Genomic DNA, 15416 nt, shown 5'->3' with positions numbered 1-15416 from the left:
ATGCGCGTCGTTCTCGCCACCCACAACGCCCACAAGGTCGAGGAGCTGCGCCGCATCCTCGCGCCCATGCTGCCGGACCTGGAGGTGCTGGCCTACGACGGGCCGGAGCCTGTCGAGAACGGCGCGACGTTCACCGAGAACGCGCTGATCAAGGCGCGTGCCGCCGCCGCGCACACCGGCCTGCCCGCGATCGCGGATGACTCCGGCATCTGCGTCGATGTGCTGGGCGGCGCACCCGGCATCTTCTCTGCCCGCTGGGGCGGGCCGGCGCGGGACTCCGAGGAGAATCTGCGTCTGCTGCTCTGGCAGCTCAGCGACATGACCGACGAACACCGGGCCGGTCACTTCACCTGCGTGGCTGCGCTGGCGCTGCCGAACGGCGTAGAACGGGCTGTCTCGGGGGAGTGGCCGGGTCGTATCTTGCGGGAGCCGGCCGGTGCCGGCGGCTTCGGCTACGACCCGATCTTCCAGCCGGACGGACAGGACGTATCGGCCGCCGAACTGCCCGCCGACGTGAAGAACGCCGAGAGCCACCGGGCAGTCGCCTTTGCAGCCCTCGGGCCGGTACTCACCGAGCTTCTAGCCAGCTGAGAACGGCACTCATTCCCAACTAGCCGCTGGGCTGGCTTTCGCCCGGGCGGGCTCGTAGCGTTGACGCATGGGCCACGATCACGCATCCGCTTCGACGAGCAATCGTTCACGCCTGTCGATCGTGATCGGCCTGGTCGCTGCGGTCCTCGTCGTCGAAATCGTCGGTGCCTGGTTCACCGGCTCGCTGGCGTTGCTCGCCGATGCCGGCCACATGTTCTCCGACCTGGCCGGTCTGATCATCGCTCTCACCGCTACCGTCGTCGCGGCCCGCCCCGCCACCGATCGGCAGACCTTCGGCTACCAGCGGGCCGAGGTGTTCGGTGCGCTGCTCAACGGCCTGATCCTGATCGTGGTGGCGGGCTTCGTGGTCGTCGGTGCCATCAACCGGCTGACCTCCGGCGCCACCGCCGAGGTTCTGGCCGGCCCGATGCTCGTGGTGGCCGTGGTCGGCCTGCTGGCCAACATCGTCGGGATCCTGCTGTTGCGTCCGGCCGCGGCCGGGTCGATCAACATGCGCGGCGCCTACCTCGAGGTGCTCGGCGATGCGCTGGGATCGGTAGCCGTGATCGCGGCGGCCGTCGTCATCCTACTGACCGGTTTCGCGCAGGCGGACGCCATCGCATCACTGGTGATCGCCACGATGATCATTCCGCGGGCCTTCGGTCTGCTGCGCGACGTGGTGCGGGTGTTCAGCGAGTCGGTGCCGGCGGATACCGATGTGCGGGCGATCCGGGAGCACCTCGAGGGCACCGCCGGCGTCGTGGCCGTGCACGACGTGCACGTGTGGGCGATCACGTCGGGGTCACACGTGTTCAGCGCCCACATCGTCGTCGAACCCGAGCTGCTCGCGGCCGGACGGTCGGGCGCGCTGCTTCGCGAGCTGTCCGGATGCCTGTCCGACCACTTCGACGTCGAGCACTCCACGTTTCAGCTCGAGCCGGCCGATCATGCGGCGGATGCCGAACACGAGCACCACTCGCACCGCTGACGTTCTGAGCGTCACGCGCTGAGGAGGGGTCAGGCCTCGTGCTTGCCGTCGTTGTCGGTCTTGAAGGTCTCGGGATCGAGCACCAGGTTCTTCGGGTCAACGGTCACGCCGGACCGGGCCTCGCGGCGGGCTTTCACGGTGGACTGCACGTAGTGGTAGATCGTGGGGAGCAGGGTGAGCACAACGGCGCCCAGCAGGATCAGGTCGATGTAGTTGCGCACGAAGTCGGCCAGCGGCGGGATGTAGCCCAGGAAGTAGCCGAAGAAGGTGAGGCCGGCGCCCCAGATCATGGCGCCGATGAAGTTGTACAGGCTGTACTTGCGGTAGTCCATGTGTCCGACGCCCGCGGCGACCGGGGCGAAGGTGCGCACGATCGGCACGAAGCGGGCGGCGATCACGGCGAATCCGCCGAAGCGCACAAAGAAGGCGTTCGTGCGTTGCACGTTCTTGACGCTGAACAGGCCCGATTCCTTGCGCTCGAACACCCGCGGGCCGAGCCTGTGGCCGATCAGGTAGCCCACCTCGCCGCCGACGAAGGCGGCAGCACCGATGGCCAGGGCCACCCACCAGATGTCGATGGTGATGATGTCGAAGAAGACGAACAGGCCGGTGATGACGAGCAGGGTGTCACCGGGGAGCAGGAACCCGATCAGCAGGCCGGTCTCGGCGAAGACGATCGCGCACACACCAAGCAGCGCCCAGGGTCCGAATCCGTTGATGAGGATCTCGGGGTCGAGCCAGGGGATGAGTGCTGTGTTAATCACGAAGAAAACTCCAGTCGTCGGCGGCTAGATCGGCCAGTCGGCGGTGATCGCTTGCGTCGCTACAGGTTAGCGCGTTCTGGCATCTGAAGGCCTGATGAAGGGGTGGGCTAACCCCCCAATGTGTTGTGAGATCCGGTGCTCGTGCGGGCGTCGAGGCGCATCTGGGCACGATCGGCGAACCAGGTGCGCAGGCCGAAAACTATCGACGCCATGATGAAGAAACCCGCGATGATGTAGGCCGCGCTCTTCACTCCGGGGATCGCTGCGGCGTAGTAGCCCGTCAGGGTGATGCCCACACCCCAAGCCAGGGCTCCGACGATGTTGCTGGAGAGGAATTTGTAGTAGTTCATGCGGCCGACTCCGGCAACGACGGGTACGAAAACCCGTGCCCACGGCATGAAACGCGCCACGACCACCGCCCACCAGCCGTACTTGAGGTAGAAGGACTCGGTCTTCACAATTGCCAATTGGGTGCGCCGGCCACCGCGTTTGTCGAGGTAGCCGCGACCGTATCGTCGACCGAGCAGGAAGCCCACCTGGTCGCCGAGGAACGCGGCGATCCCGACGCCGACGGCGAGCACCACGATGTTCAGGTTGGTCGTGGACGCTGCCACCAGGCCGGCGCCGAACAGGAGCGAGTCACCGGTGACGAACGGGATGAACACCCCCAGGAACAGGGCAGTGCCGGCGAACACGAGGGCCCAGACGAGCAGGTAGAACACCACGACTCCCGCGCTGGAGAGGAAGTCGCTGAGCTGGCCGTCCAGGGCCGCGGCGCGGACCATCGGTTAGCGCGCCAACCCGTCGAAAACGGCGCCGTTGTAGGTGAACGCGGCATCGACCTCCGCGACGAGGGCGTTCACCTCGGCCGGTGCAAGCGACATGGCATTCAGCCGATCGCGGTAGGCACGCTTGTATTGCACGATGTTGTTGATCGCATCGAACCTGTAGAAGCCCAGCTGTTCGGGCGCGGCACCGTAGTACCGGGCCACGAGAGCCGCGATGGCCTGGCCGCCCGACAGGTCACCGAGGTAGCGGGTGTAATGGTGGGCCAGGCAGCGCACCCTGTCGGCACTGGTGAGGGACTGCAAGTGGGCGATGTACTCGGTCGTCGCCGGTAGCGGCGGATGCTCGCGGCGCCAGTCGTCGACGCCCAGCGCGGCGAGGTCGCTTTCGATGGCGGGCAGCCGGTCGAGGGCGGGGTCGAAGACGTCGATGCGGTCGACCTGGGATACCCGGTCGACGAGCTGCTCGAGAGCCTCATAGACCCAGGCGTACTGCCCGAGGTACCGGGTGTAGTCCGCGAGCGAGAGCGCACCGCTCATCAGTTCGGTGATGAAGGACCGCGTTTCGGTATCGCGGTGCTGAGTGCTCGAGCTGGCGCGAAGGTAGTCGGCCAGATTCTGTTGCTGGTCCTGGGGGCGCTGTGGAGAGCTGGGGGTCGCGGTCATGAGAACCGATCTGCTGGGAGACGAGTAAGGCAATCCTAACCACAGCGTATTCAGGGTGGCCAGCATCGAAGAGAATTCTCGGTTACAGCGGAGCCGGACGGCATCTGAGTGCCGACAGCCGGAGCCCGTCGGTGCGGGAGAAGGGACTTGAACCCTCACGCTCGAAAGCACAGGTACCTAAAACCTGCGTGTATACCAATTTCACCACTCCCGCGAGTGAGGCTCCAGTCTAGAGTGCCCTGGTTCTGCGCCGGAGTGGTGGAACGGTCACCCGTCCGGTCAGGCTGTGGATAACTCGCACGCGCGTGCCCGGTTGTGCAGCAGGATTCCTTCATGACCGAGGCCGTGCGCATCATCACCGAGCAGGTGCGGCTGCGCGTGCGCCGCGACGGCGTCGACCTGGCCGCCGACGACGCCCTCGCCGACCAATACGTGCGCGACGAGGTGCGCCGGTACAGCGAACGGGCCCTCGGCGGATCACTGCCGTTGCTCACCGATGAGTTCCAGGCCAGCAGAGAGGTGGTCGCCGCGCTCACCGGGTTCGGTGCCCTGCAACCGTTCCTCGACGACCCCGACATCGAGGAGATCTGGATCAACTCGCCCAGCCGGGTTTTCGTCGCCCGTGACGGTGTGCCAGAGCTGACCCCGATGGTGCTCACCGAGCGGGAGGTGCGCGACCTGGTTGAGCGGATGTTGCAGGCGTCCGGCCGGCGGGTCGACCTGTCCTCACCGTTCGTGGATGCGTCCTTGCCCGACGGCTCCAGACTGCACGTGGTGATCCCTGACATCACCCAGCGATACTGGTCGGTCAACATCCGCAAGTTCACCCGGCGCATCCGGGACCTCACCCAGCTCGTGGCGCTGGGCGCGCTCACCCAGCCGGCCGCGGAGTTCATGCGGGTGTGCGTGCGTGGCGGGCAGAACATCCTCGTCTCCGGGGCCACCCAGACCGGAAAGACCACCATGCTCAACGCGCTTCTGTCGGCCACGCGTCGCACCGAACGCATCATCACGGTGGAGGAGACCTTTGAACTGAGCGTCGGCGCGCGTGATGTCGTGGCCATGCAGTGCCGGCAGCCCAGTCTGGAGGGTGCGGGCGAGATCACCCTGCGCCGGCTGATCAAGGAATCACTGCGGATGCGGCCGGACAGGCTCGTTGTGGGTGAGGTGCGTGAGGCGGAGAGCCTGGACCTGCTCATCGCGCTGAACAGCGGGCTACCCGGCATGTGCTCGATCCACGCCAACAGCGCCAGGGACGCCCTCGCGAAGCTGTCGACCCTGCCGTTGCTGGCCGGGCGCAACATCGACTCCTCGTTTGTGCTGCCCACCGTGGCGGGCTGTATCGACATCGTGCTGCACTGTGAGATGGACCGGCACGGGCGCCGCCGGGTAACCGAGATCATCGCACCGAGCGGTCAGCTGACCGGCTCCACCATCGAAGCCAGCCCGCTGTTCCTCATGAAGAACGGGGTGCTGGAACACACCGGCGGATTCCCCACCAAGCTCGCCAAGTTCCGGGCCGCAGGTCTCGACCCGGCCGAGGTGCTGCGGAGGGGAGCGGCATGACCCTGGTTCTGGGCAGCCTGCTCGGTGCCGGGCTGCTTCTGCTGAGCTCACCGCTGCTCTGGCCGGCCACCGATGGTGCGTCCCGCAGCGGCCGGCTGGTGTCGGGCTGGCGGGCCCGGCTCGCGCAGGCCGGCTTCGGGTCGGTGCCGGTGCCGGTGTTCGCCGCGCTGTCTGCGGTGCTCGCGGTGGCTTCCGCCGCGCTCGCCGAGGCGGTGCTTGGTGTGCGAGCGCTCACCCTGGTCGTCGGTGTGGTCTGGCTGGTGTTGCCCTCCCTCATCGTGCTGTGGCGGGCCAGGGCCAGGCGGCGGTTGAACCGCACGGTCTGGCCCGATGTGGTCGACCACCTGGTCTCCGCCGTGCGGTCGGGGCTGGCCCTGCCCGATGCCGTGAGCAGCCTGGCGCAGGCCGGGCCGGTGGTCACCCGCACGGCGTTCGCCGAGTTCGAGCGAGAGTACCGGGCCACCGGCAACTTCGGCTACAGCGCTGACACGCTCAAAGCCTCCCTCGCCGACCCGTTCGCCGACCGCTTGATCGAGACGTTGCGGATGGCACGGGACGTGGGCGGCAGCGACCTCACCGTGGTGCTTCGCAGCCTGTCGAGCTGGTTGCGGCAGGATGCCGCGGTGCGCGCCGAGGTCGAGGCCAAACAGTCCTGGGTGGTGAACGCCGCCCGGCTGGGCGTGGCCGCACCGTGGATCGTTCTGGTGCTGATCAGCAGCCGTCCGGAGGCGGCCCAGGCCTTCAACACCCCGTCCGGAACCGTCGTCATCCTGGGCGGTCTCACCGTATCGGTGCTGGCCTACCGGGTGATGCTCATCGTGGGGCGGCTGCCCGAGGAACGCCGGTGGTTCCAGTGACGGCGCTCGCCTGGGGTGCCTTCTTCGGGTCGGTGCTCGGCATCGGACTCTGGTCGCTGGTGAGCCTCACCCCGCGGCTGAGCCGGCCCCGGCTCGCGAACCGGTTGGCGCCCTACCTGCTCGACGTGTCGGCCGAGGCCCGGGTCTTCGTGGGCCGCCGCTCCGTCGACCCGATCCCGGTGCTGGGCACCCTGTTCTCGCCGGTGTTCGAGACCCTCGCGCAGGCCCTTGCCAATGCGCTCGGCGGCGCCGACATCCTCGAGCGTCGTCTTGCGCAATCGGGCTCCTCCCGAACCGTCGACGCCTTCCGGTCCGAGCAACTGGCGTGGGCGCTGATCGGCGCCGCCGGCGCGCTGCTGTTCGCCCTCGGCACGCCGTCGGGCCGTAGCTGGCCGCTGATCGTGCAGGTCGCGGCGCCCGTCGTCGCGGCCGGAGCGGGGGTGCTGCTGCGGGACACCCTGTTGAAACGGGCGGCGACGGCACGCCTGGCCCGGATCGACAGCGAGCTGCCCACCATCCTGGAGTTCCTCACCCTGTCCCTCGCGGCCGGTGAGGGCATCCTCGATGCATTGCGCCGCGTCTCCCGCAGTACCTCGGGGGAGTTGTCCCGCGAATTCGCCGGGGTGATCGGTGACGTTCACGCCGGAGTGTCGCTCAGCACGGCGCTGACCGAGCTGTCCACCCGGATGCGTCTCATGTCACTGACCCGGTTCGTGGACCAGGTCGTCGGGGCGATCGACCGCGGCTCTCCGCTCGCCGACGTGCTGCGGGCCCAGGCCCAGGACGGCCGGGAGGAATCCAAACGGCATCTGCTCGAGGCGGCGGGCAAAAAAGAGGTGGCGATGATGGTGCCGCTGGTGTTCCTGATCCTGCCGATGACCATACTTTTTGCGATTTTTCCCGGCTTGTTCGTGCTGCAGGCCGGTTTTTAGACGTCCCCGACCGACACCGTTCCAGCTGCACCGCCCCGCTCCATCCGTGCACCACCGAGAGAAAGCAGGACACCGTGAGCCTCACCACCCAGTTTCAGAACCGTATCCGCATTGGTCTGCACGACGAGAGGGGTGACGTACCGGGCTGGGTGTTGATCACCCTGATGACAGCCGGGCTGGTCATGATCATCTGGGGTCTGGCCGGACCCGCGCTCAGCGGCATCTTCGAGCAGGCCATCGAGCGGGTCAGCGGCATCTAGCGGATGCCCTGATACCGACATGATCCGCAGGTGGCGGTGTGCGCAAGGCGACGCCGAGCGTGGCACGGCGGTGGCGGAATTCGTCATGGTTTCGGCGCTGCTCACCGCTCTCACGTTGGCGGTCCTGCAGCTCGCGCTCGCCCTGCACATCCGCAACACCGTGCTGGATGCGGCAGCGGAAGGCGCCCGATACGCCGCGCTGGCCGACAGCGGCCTCGAGCAGGGCGCCGAACGCAGCCGCGACCTGATCACGGCGGCGCTCGGACCGGTCTACGCCGCCGATGTCACGGCCAGGTACGCCGATGTCGCCGGGCAGACCGGCGTGCAGGTGCGGGTGGTGGCCCCGCTGCCGATGTTCGGTCTGTTGGGTGTGGACCGTGGCCTGGAGGTGAGGGGACATGCGGCCGTGGAGGGGTTGGAAACCGAGTGACCGATGGTGGCTACCGACCGGCGAGCGCGGGTCAGCCTCGCTCGAGTTCATCACCGCCGGGCTGATTTTGCTGGTGCCGCTGGTCTACCTGGTCCTGACGATGTCCGTGGTGCAGGGCGGTGCGTTCGCGGTGGAGGGTGCGGCCCGGCAGGCGGCCCGGGTATACGTTCAGGCGCCCACCGCCGGCGCCGCTGAGGCCCGCGCCGAGCGTGCCGTGTTGGTGGGGCTGGCCGACTACGGCATCGACGCGGCCGCCGCCGAGGTGAGCATCACCTGCCCGGGGTCCGCCGTGTGTCTGTCACGTCGCAGCGTGGTGACGGTGACGGTGCGGGTGGTCGTCGATCTGCCCTTTGTGCCCGCCGTCATCACCCAGTCGCACGGCGGCAGCATCCCGCTGCAATCGTCGGCCACCCAGACGGTGTCCAGATTCTGGCACGAGGGGTGACCCCGATGGCGCACAGGGCCGGCGTCGGCATCGGCCGCAGCACCCGGGGCGAGGACGGTTCAACCCTGCTGATCACCATCTTTTACGGCTTTCTGGCGCTGCTGGTGGTGCTGATCGTGGTCGCCGCTACGAGCCTCTACCTCGAGCGCAAAAAGCTGTTCACGCTGGCGGATGGGGCGGCGCTCGCCGCGGCGGAATCGTTCACCCTCGACTCGGTCGCGATAGAGGCCGGTGAACTGCATGCGGCCCTGACGACCGGCGAGATCCGGGCCGCGGCGACGGCGTACCTGGCCGCCGCGGAGCAGCCGGGGATCGACAACTTGGTGCTGGCCCGCGCCGACACGGCGGACGGCCAGAGCGCCACGATCACCCTGCAGGCCTGGTGGCGTCCGCCCGTGTTCACCCTGTTCGTGCCCGATGGCCTGCCCGTGGAGGTCACGGCGGTGGCCCGGTCGGTGTTCCACTGACGACTCCGAAGGTGGCATCTGCCCGGATGCAGCGAGGCTCGGTAGAGTTCCAGACATGAAACGCATTGACTACTACGGCAGAAGCTTCACCGTCTCGGACCGCTTTGCTGACGCCCTCGTGAGCTACCTCAACGACGCCGTGACCTCGGGCAAGCCGTTGGGGGAGTTCTTCGAGATGCGCTGCTACATCACCGACCCCGGTCAGACGGTTGACGTCACCATCCAGGTGGTGGCGGGCGTGCCGCTGCTGGTCTACCCGGCCGATGCGGTCTTCGACGGGGTCGCCGAGATCGAGGACGACCCGGCCGCCGTTGGTCGGTTGGGCTACCGGCGCAGCTGACCTGCCGAACCGCGCGGCCAGCCTGCGGTGGCTGGCCGGTAGTGTCGTCGGAGTGCCGCATCCGGTCGGCGGGGGAGAATAGTGACAGCCAAGCGTGACCGCCTCACCGGCGCCGGAGCCCAACTCGTCACCGAGGTGACGATCAACTACGGCTCGTCGTTGGCTGGGCTACTAATCCCCGTGGTCGGCTCGCCCGTCGTCGTGGCGGTGCGCCAGCTCGTGATGGCGATCACCGTGCTGCCGTTCTACCGGCCCAAGTTCGTCACCTTCACCTGGGCAAGGCTGTGGCCGGCACTGATGCTGGGCGTTGTGCTCGCGGTGATGAACCTCACCTTCTACGAGTCGGTCGACCGGCTCGGTCTGGGCGTGGCCGCGACCATCGAGTTCCTCGGCCCGTTCGCCGTGGCGCTGGCCGCGTCCCGCCGAGCACTCGACTTCGTCTGCGCGGCCGCTGCCGCCGGCGGGGTGTTCCTGCTCACCTGGTCGGATGGCACACTCGACCCGTTCGGCATCGCCTTGGCGCTCACCGCCGCGGCCGCCTGGGCCGCCTACATCCTGCTCACCCGCCGGGTGGCCACCCAGCTGCCTGGCCTGGAGGGCATCACCATCGCCAGCCTGGTCAGCCTGGTGCTGCTCGTTCCGCTGGCGCTGGTCACCGTGGATTACTCGAAGCTGAACTGGGGCGTGATCGGCCTTCTCGTCGCCGTGGGCGTGCTGTCCTCGGCGTTCCCGTACACGCTCGACACCTTCATCCTGCGTCGGATCACCCCGCGGCTCTACGCGATCATCACGAGCTTCGGTCCGGTCGTCGCGGCGGTCTTCGGCGTGCTGGTGCTCGGAGAGACCCTGCTTCTGCAGCAGCAGGTCGCCATCGTCGTAGTCTGCGCCGCGGCCGGCGCGGCGATCGCCACCCAGCGCGAACAGCCGGTGTCCGACCTCGAGCGCACCGCCCGCGCCATCCCGTAGCGGTGCCGTCGGCGCCATCCGTGCACGCCTTTCGAAGCGACACCCCCGCCGACGAGCCGCAAATGTGCCCTTCGCGCACGCTGAAGGGGCCCATTGCGGCATCTCGGCGGGCGGGCGGCCCGGTGAGTTGCCATTTCACGCCCATTCCGGGTGCCCGAGGGGGCCTGAACTGGCAACTCAGGTGCGAGGATGCCGGCGAGATGGCAGTTGGTGCCCCTTCAGAGTTCTTGAAGGGGCCTCAACTGGCAACGTGTCTGCGGGGTCAGTCGCGGGTGGGGATCGCTTCCAGGGCATCGGTCTCGAGCGCGGCCACGAACTCGTAGGCCACCAGCTCGCGGGGGGTCTCTTCGATGCCCACCAGCGGGGCCAGCACCTTCGACTCGTCGAGGGCGTTGAGCTTGCGGGCGGTGGGCAGCACCTGGCGCTCCATGGAGCCGACGAAGCCGTTATAGTCCTTCACGGTGCGCTCGATCGCCCTGCCGAGCTTCTCGATGTGGGTGGCGGTGGTGGCCAGCCGGGAATACAGCTCACGGCTGAGGTCGAAGAGCACCTGGGCATCGTGGGTGAGCACATCCTGCTGCCAGCTGAACGCCACGGTCTTCAGCACCGACCACAGGGTGACGGGGGAGGCCAGTGCGACGCGCTTGCTGAACGCGAACTCCATAAGCGACGGGTCGGCCTCCAGCGCCGACGACACCAGCGATTCGCTGGGGATGAACGCGATCACGAGCTCGGGGGAGGCCGCCAGGCCCTGCCAGTATGCCTTGCTGCCCAGCGCGGTGACGTGGTCGCGCACGGCCTTCACGTGCGCCTTCATGAACACGGCGCGTTGGGCGCCATCCGCACCGGTCGCCGTCGCCGGAATCTGGCTGGCCTCGAGAAACGCGGTGAAGGGCACCTTGGCGTCCACGGCGATGTTCTTGCCGCCGGGCAGGTGCACGACCATGTCGGGCCGGCCGGCGCCGGCATCCGACGTGATGCTGGACTGCACGTCGAAGTCGACCCGTTCGATGAGCCCGGCGGCCTCGACCACGCTGCGCAGTTGGGTCTCGCCCCAGACACCACGGGTGTTGTTGGCGCGCAGGGCCGAGGCAAGGGATTCGGCGGTGCTGCGCAGGCGCTCCTCGGACTCGGTGGCCGAGCGCAGCTGTTCGGTGAGCTCGCCGTGCTGCAGACTGCGCTGCTGCTCGAGCTCGGCTACCTTCTGCTGCATGTTCGCCAGGCTGTCTTTCACGGGGGCCAGGGCCTGCAACACCTGGCTCTCCTGTCGGTCTCGTTCGGTGCGTGCAGCCTGGTCGTCGCGCTGCCGGTCAACGATCTCGCGGTACTGCCGTCGCTGGTCGGCGATCTGGTCGCGCAGGCCGTCGGCGGTGGCCTGCATCGAGGCGAGCTCCTCCCGCAGCAGCGACTGCACACCGGCCTCCCTGGCGCGGGTGTCGGCGAGCACCACCTGATGCCGGGCCTCGAGCACGGCCGGATCATCGACTGCAGGGCCGGGCGACCGGCGCCGCTGGAGGAACACGGCGCTCACGAGGGCACCGAGCAGCGCACCGAGAAGCAGGCCGAGGAGAAGCGCGAGGAGATCCATCCGGCCAGTCTGACAGCGGCCACCGACACCGCCGGGAGCCGGGACGCGCGTCGTGCGGCCGGAGCTGCCCAGGGCAGTCGGTGCCGGCTAGTTCAAGGCCATCGGGCCGTGCGTGGCGCGGTGTTCCAGGGTGGCGACCGGGCCGATCACGCCGACGTTGACGCCGCAGATGCGGGCCAGGTCTTCGATGGTGTCGGCGCCGTGCCGGTCGGCGGCGTGGATCATGATCGCGGCGCAGGCCTCGGAGTCGGCGAGGGCGTTGTGGTGCGAGAAGTCCTCGAAGCCGGCGGCCATCGCCGCGACCGGCAGCCGGTAGGAGTCGAGGTGATAGGTCTTGCGGGCCACCTGCAGACTGCAGACGTAGCGGAAATCGGGCACCGTCATGCCCGTGATCGCGGATGCGGTCTTGATGACACCCAGGTCGAAGCCGGCGTTGTGTGCCACGAGCACGTCGCCATCGGCGAAGTCGACGAGGTTGGGCAGCTGCTGCGACCAGCTGAGCGCCGCGGCCACGTGCTCGGGGCGGATGCCATGGATCTTGATGTTCCACTCCTGGAACAGGTCATGGCCCAGCGGCGGCTTGATGAACCAGCCGATCTTGTCGACGACGACGCCGTCGCGCACCTTCACCAACCCCACCGAGCAGGCCGAGGCGGCCGAGGAGTTGGCGGTTTCGAAATCGATGGCGGTGAAATTGACGGGCACGCCTCATGGTCTCACGCGCCACCGACGCTGCCGCGCCGCGGGCATCCGCCGGCCGGGCCTGGCGTGAAGGGGCGCGTCCGAACGGGCTGAGCCGGTACCATGGACTCTCGTGGCTCTTACTATTGCAATCGTCGGACTGCCCAATGTCGGCAAGTCCACCCTCTTCAACGCGTTGACCAAGAACAACGTGCTCGCGGCGAACTACCCATTCGCCACCATCGAGCCCAACGTTGGCATCGTCAACCTGCCCGACCACCGCCTGGCGAAGCTCGCCAAGGTGTTCGGCAGCGAGCGTCTGCTGCCGGCCCCGGTGTCGTTCGTCGACATCGCCGGCATCGTGCGCGGCGCCAGCGAGGGTGAGGGGCTGGGCAACAAGTTCCTCGCCAACATCCGCGAGGCCGACGCCATCGCGCAGGTCATCCGTGGCTTCGCCGACCCCGACGTGGTGCACGTCGACGGTGCGGTCAACCCGGCCGGTGACATGGAGACCATCAACACCGAGCTCGTTCTCGCCGACCTGCAGACCCTCGAAAAGGCGATCGTCCGGTACGAGAAGGAGACCAAGGGTCGCAAGCTCGACCCCAGCGTTCTCAAGACCGCGCTCGAAGCGCAGACCTTCCTCGACACCGGCAAGCCGCTGTCGGCGTCGAAGATCGACGTTGAGCCCATCCGCGAACTCGGCCTGCTCACCACCAAGCCGTTCATCTACGTCTTCAACGTCGACGAGGCCGTGTTGCAGGATGCCGAGAAGCTGGCCACGCTGGCCGCCCTCGTCGCTCCGGCCAACGCCGTGTTCCTCGACGCCAAGCTCGAATCCGAGCTCGCCGAACTCGACGAAGAGGATGCCGCCGAGATGCTGGCCTCCACCGGCCAGGAGGAGAGCGGGCTCAACCAGCTCGCCCGCATCGGCTTCGACACTCTGGGCCTGCAGACCTACCTCACCGCCGGCCCCAAGGAAACGCGGGCCTGGACCATCCACAAGGGCTGGACCGCCCCGCAGGCCGCTGGTGTCATCCACACCGACTTCCAGAAGGGCTTCATCAAGGCTGAGGTCTTCGCGTTCCAGGACCTGATCGACGCCGGCTCCGTGGTGGAAGCCCGCGCCAAGGGCAAGGCCCGCATCGAGGGCAAGGAATATGTCATGCAGGACGGCGACGTCGTGGAATTCAGGTTCAACGTCTAGTTCCATCCCGGCAGCATTTCGGCCCCGCCCCGGTTCTTCCGCGGTGGGGCTTTGCTGTACCTCCAGGACAGGAGCAGCGGTGCTGAGCTCGCCTTTCGCCCGCGCCAGCGCAAACCGCGACCGCGGGGAGGTGATCTTGGCTGCCGTGGATGCGGCTTGCCCTGCCCTAGCCTTGTGTACATGGGGGCACTGCTGTGCTGAAGAAAACTGACCAGTGGGACGTGCGGATCCTGTACGCCGGGATGATTGCTCTGATGCTGGCGGTGTTCGTGTGGTTTGCCGGCGACCGTCTCCTTGAGGCATCAGTGTTCCTTTCGGTAGGGGCGGTCTACGCATTTCTCGTGGTTCGCGTCGTCTCACGATCATTCCGGGCGTTCACGGTGATGCTCTGGTCGTTCCTCCTGAACTACTGGATGTTGATCTCGCTCGACGTCGATGGCGCCCTGGACATCCCCGCGGCGGGGCCGTGGTTCATAGGGTTCATGGTCGGCTCGATCGCCGGCGGATACATCTGGTCGGGACCGGGTGCCGGGCGAGAGCGCACGCAAACCCGCCCGCGCCGGCCTGACGCCGACGGCAAGTTCTCCGGCGGGTGGCGCCTGGCACTGATCAATGCAGCCTGCGCGCTGGTGCTGTTCGGCATCGGGACAGCCCAACTGGTTCTCCTGTCACCGACAGCGCCTGCTGTTGCAGTTCTTGTTGTCGCTGTCATCGCAGGATGGGCATTGTTCCGCTTCCCGCTGCCGCTGCAAATTAGAAACGGCCTCCTTTGCCTTGGCCTACCCGTTGTGTGGGTTGCCTTGGCGTTCGTGGGTGGTGCCACCGACCAGATGGCCCTTCCGCATGCGTCGGCTTATGGCGCCCTCGCCGGGATTTTGCTGGGCGGACGGTACTGGTGCGGCCCCCAGTTCGGCGCGCCCCGGCCGCCCTTCAACGGCCAGGGACGGCGGCGCCGGCGACGGAAACGCCGGCCGAAGCAGCAGCAGCAAACATAAAGGCGCTCAAGACCAGCTGTAGCCGCCGCCCGTGAGAAGCAAGCCAAGGACCGTTGAATCTTTCAGGGAGGACGGCAAGCTAGCATCGGGGCTGCTCTGGCCACACGGCGTGCGTGGGATTGGGGGTGGTCCGACTGAGAATGCATGGTGCTGGAAAACAATCGGTCTCGCCCTGCTGGCCTTGCTCACGCTGACGGGCCGCGATGAGCGGCCATTCACCCGTGCCGACGCCATCTCCACTCCGAACTCCGCCATTCAGGTCGGCGGGTATCGGGACAGGACCTGGGAGTACGTGGACGGGGCCGGCACGACGAGGGAACTCAATCGGTGTGAGGACACGAGCCCATGGAACGTTGCTTACAGCTGCACCTCACCCGATAGGAGCGTCGAGTTGACTTTCAACCTCTCAAAATACGGAATAAGGAACCCCACCCTCCACGTCGGTGACGAGGAGATGCCGCTCTACTGCATCAACGACGGATTTTGGGGCGGCGGGCTGAGATTCTGCCTCCCGAAGACGGCGCCTGCCATTCCGACATCTCGGCGCAATGCTTAGAAAGAGTTGTTGATGAGCCGTGACGTCCGGAGCGTCGTTCCTCCCGCCGTCGCCGAGGCGAAGCTATGACCCGCGACTCGACCCCCCAGCCCACAGGGGAGGGTCAGCAGCACCAAGATTCCGAGACTGGCGGGGCCGCTGCGGGGACCGTGCCGGGAAGTACCCTTCCGGTCGTGGCCGGCGGGCCTCCGTCCCACTGGCTGTTTTGGTCCTCCCTGTGGCGGTGTTCTCTGCTTTTTGTCGTTCTGATCGGTGGCTGAGGAACGTACTGGGGGATTGCGGGAGGCGCCGGCAACCCCGCATACCGATCAGGCCATGGTCGTCGACATGGC

The 15416-nt window shown here is 67.4% G+C and carries 19 protein-coding genes and 1 tRNA gene; 14 read left to right on the top strand and 6 right to left on the bottom strand.

The features are described 5' to 3' along the window. The gene (rdgB, locus tag E3O60_RS02265) at positions 1-591 is read left to right on the top strand and encodes an RdgB/HAM1 family non-canonical purine NTP pyrophosphatase (protein WP_088455548.1); all 591 of its coding nucleotides are present in this window, start codon (positions 1-3) and stop codon (positions 589-591) included. Between the two features lie 67 nt (positions 592-658). Next, the gene (locus E3O60_RS02260; RefSeq protein WP_134409490.1) at positions 659-1579 is read left to right on the top strand and encodes a cation diffusion facilitator family transporter; all 921 of its coding nucleotides are present in this window, start codon (positions 659-661) and stop codon (positions 1577-1579) included. Positions 1580-1608: 29 nt separating this feature from the next. Here the strand turns inward: E3O60_RS02260 and E3O60_RS02255 are convergent, their stop codons facing one another. The 4 genes from E3O60_RS02255 to E3O60_RS02240 form a co-directional block, all read right to left on the bottom strand. Continuing rightward, positions 1609-2343, bottom strand: a complete 735-nt coding sequence (locus E3O60_RS02255) for a DedA family protein (RefSeq protein ID WP_088455550.1) — start codon at positions 2341-2343, stop codon at positions 1609-1611. Positions 2344-2450: 107 nt separating this feature from the next. Further along, positions 2451-3128, bottom strand: a complete 678-nt coding sequence (locus tag E3O60_RS02250; RefSeq protein ID WP_174845046.1) for a DedA family protein — start codon at positions 3126-3128, stop codon at positions 2451-2453. 3 nt (positions 3129-3131) lie between these two features. Beyond that, positions 3132-3794, bottom strand: coding sequence for a heme oxygenase (biliverdin-producing) (locus tag E3O60_RS02245; RefSeq protein ID WP_165788009.1), 663 nt, complete (start codon positions 3792-3794; stop codon positions 3132-3134). A gap of 132 nt (positions 3795-3926) precedes the next feature. After that, positions 3927-4008: transfer RNA gene (locus E3O60_RS02240), tRNA-Leu, on the bottom strand. A gap of 119 nt (positions 4009-4127) precedes the next feature. Between E3O60_RS02240 and E3O60_RS02235 the strand changes: the two genes are divergently transcribed. The 9 genes from E3O60_RS02235 to E3O60_RS02195 all read left to right on the top strand — a co-directional run bounded on the left by E3O60_RS02235 (position 4128) and on the right by E3O60_RS02195 (position 10057). Further along, complete coding sequence (locus tag E3O60_RS02235) at positions 4128-5360, top strand: CpaF family protein (RefSeq protein WP_134480742.1); 1233 nt, start codon at positions 4128-4130, stop codon at positions 5358-5360. After that, the gene (locus tag E3O60_RS02230) at positions 5357-6217 is read left to right on the top strand and encodes a type II secretion system F family protein (RefSeq protein ID WP_134497045.1); all 861 of its coding nucleotides are present in this window, start codon (positions 5357-5359) and stop codon (positions 6215-6217) included. The genes E3O60_RS02235 and E3O60_RS02230 overlap by 4 nt, the downstream gene beginning before the upstream one ends. Continuing rightward, complete coding sequence (locus E3O60_RS02225; protein WP_240632402.1) at positions 6205-7149, top strand: type II secretion system F family protein; 945 nt, start codon at positions 6205-6207, stop codon at positions 7147-7149. Before E3O60_RS02230 ends, E3O60_RS02225 begins: the two co-directional genes overlap by 13 nt. Before the next feature lie 74 nt (positions 7150-7223). After that, positions 7224-7409, top strand: coding sequence for a hypothetical protein (locus E3O60_RS02220; protein ID WP_088455569.1), 186 nt, complete (start codon positions 7224-7226; stop codon positions 7407-7409). A 70-nt stretch (positions 7410-7479) separates the two neighbouring features. Beyond that, positions 7480-7839 (top strand): TadE/TadG family type IV pilus assembly protein, encoded by a 360-nt coding sequence (locus tag E3O60_RS02215; protein WP_370028230.1) that lies wholly within the window; start codon positions 7480-7482, stop codon positions 7837-7839. Continuing rightward, positions 7808-8284 carry a hypothetical protein gene (locus E3O60_RS02210; RefSeq protein WP_088455571.1) on the top strand — a complete coding sequence of 159 codons (477 nt, stop codon included), beginning with the start codon at positions 7808-7810 and terminating at the stop codon, positions 8282-8284. Before E3O60_RS02215 ends, E3O60_RS02210 begins: the two co-directional genes overlap by 32 nt. 5 nt (positions 8285-8289) lie before the next feature. Next, positions 8290-8751 (top strand): pilus assembly protein TadG-related protein, encoded by a 462-nt coding sequence (locus E3O60_RS02205; RefSeq protein ID WP_134480740.1) that lies wholly within the window; start codon positions 8290-8292, stop codon positions 8749-8751. 55 nt (positions 8752-8806) lie between these two features. Next, entirely contained in the window at positions 8807-9091 is a 285-nt protein-coding gene (locus E3O60_RS02200) for a hypothetical protein (protein WP_088455573.1), read from the top strand. 81 nt (positions 9092-9172) lie between these two features. Then, positions 9173-10057: a DMT family transporter gene (locus E3O60_RS02195; protein ID WP_240632403.1), complete on the top strand. Its 885-nt coding sequence runs from the start codon at positions 9173-9175 to the stop codon at positions 10055-10057. A gap of 262 nt (positions 10058-10319) precedes the next feature. Here E3O60_RS02195 and rmuC read toward each other — a convergent pair whose 3' ends face one another. Both rmuC and E3O60_RS02185 read right to left on the bottom strand, forming a co-directional pair. Beyond that, positions 10320-11645, bottom strand: coding sequence for a DNA recombination protein RmuC (rmuC, locus tag E3O60_RS02190; RefSeq protein ID WP_088455575.1), 1326 nt, complete (start codon positions 11643-11645; stop codon positions 10320-10322). Positions 11646-11732: 87 nt separating this feature from the next. Then, a complete protein-coding gene (locus E3O60_RS02185) occupies positions 11733-12350 on the bottom strand; it encodes an exonuclease domain-containing protein (RefSeq protein WP_088455576.1) in 618 nt (205 codons plus the stop codon). Positions 12351-12459: 109 nt separating this feature from the next. Here E3O60_RS02185 and ychF point away from each other — a divergent pair, with 109 nt between their 5' ends. From ychF to E3O60_RS02170, 3 genes are all read left to right on the top strand, one after another. After that, a complete protein-coding gene (gene ychF, locus E3O60_RS02180) occupies positions 12460-13533 on the top strand; it encodes a redox-regulated ATPase YchF (protein ID WP_088455577.1) in 1074 nt (357 codons plus the stop codon). Positions 13534-13727: 194 nt separating this feature from the next. After that, on the top strand, positions 13728-14528 hold the full coding sequence (locus tag E3O60_RS02175; protein WP_134497043.1) for a hypothetical protein: 801 nt from the start codon (positions 13728-13730) through the stop codon (positions 14526-14528). A 31-nt stretch (positions 14529-14559) separates the two neighbouring features. Beyond that, positions 14560-15084 (top strand): hypothetical protein, encoded by a 525-nt coding sequence (locus tag E3O60_RS02170; RefSeq protein WP_134497041.1) that lies wholly within the window; start codon positions 14560-14562, stop codon positions 15082-15084. The last annotated feature ends 332 nt before the right edge of the window (positions 15085-15416 follow it).

Source organism: Cryobacterium sp. TMB1-7 (assembly GCF_004402435.1).
GTDB classification, from domain to species: Bacteria; Actinomycetota; Actinomycetes; order Actinomycetales; family Microbacteriaceae; genus Cryobacterium; species Cryobacterium zongtaii.
This window is presented reverse-complemented; position numbering and strand designations above follow the sequence as displayed.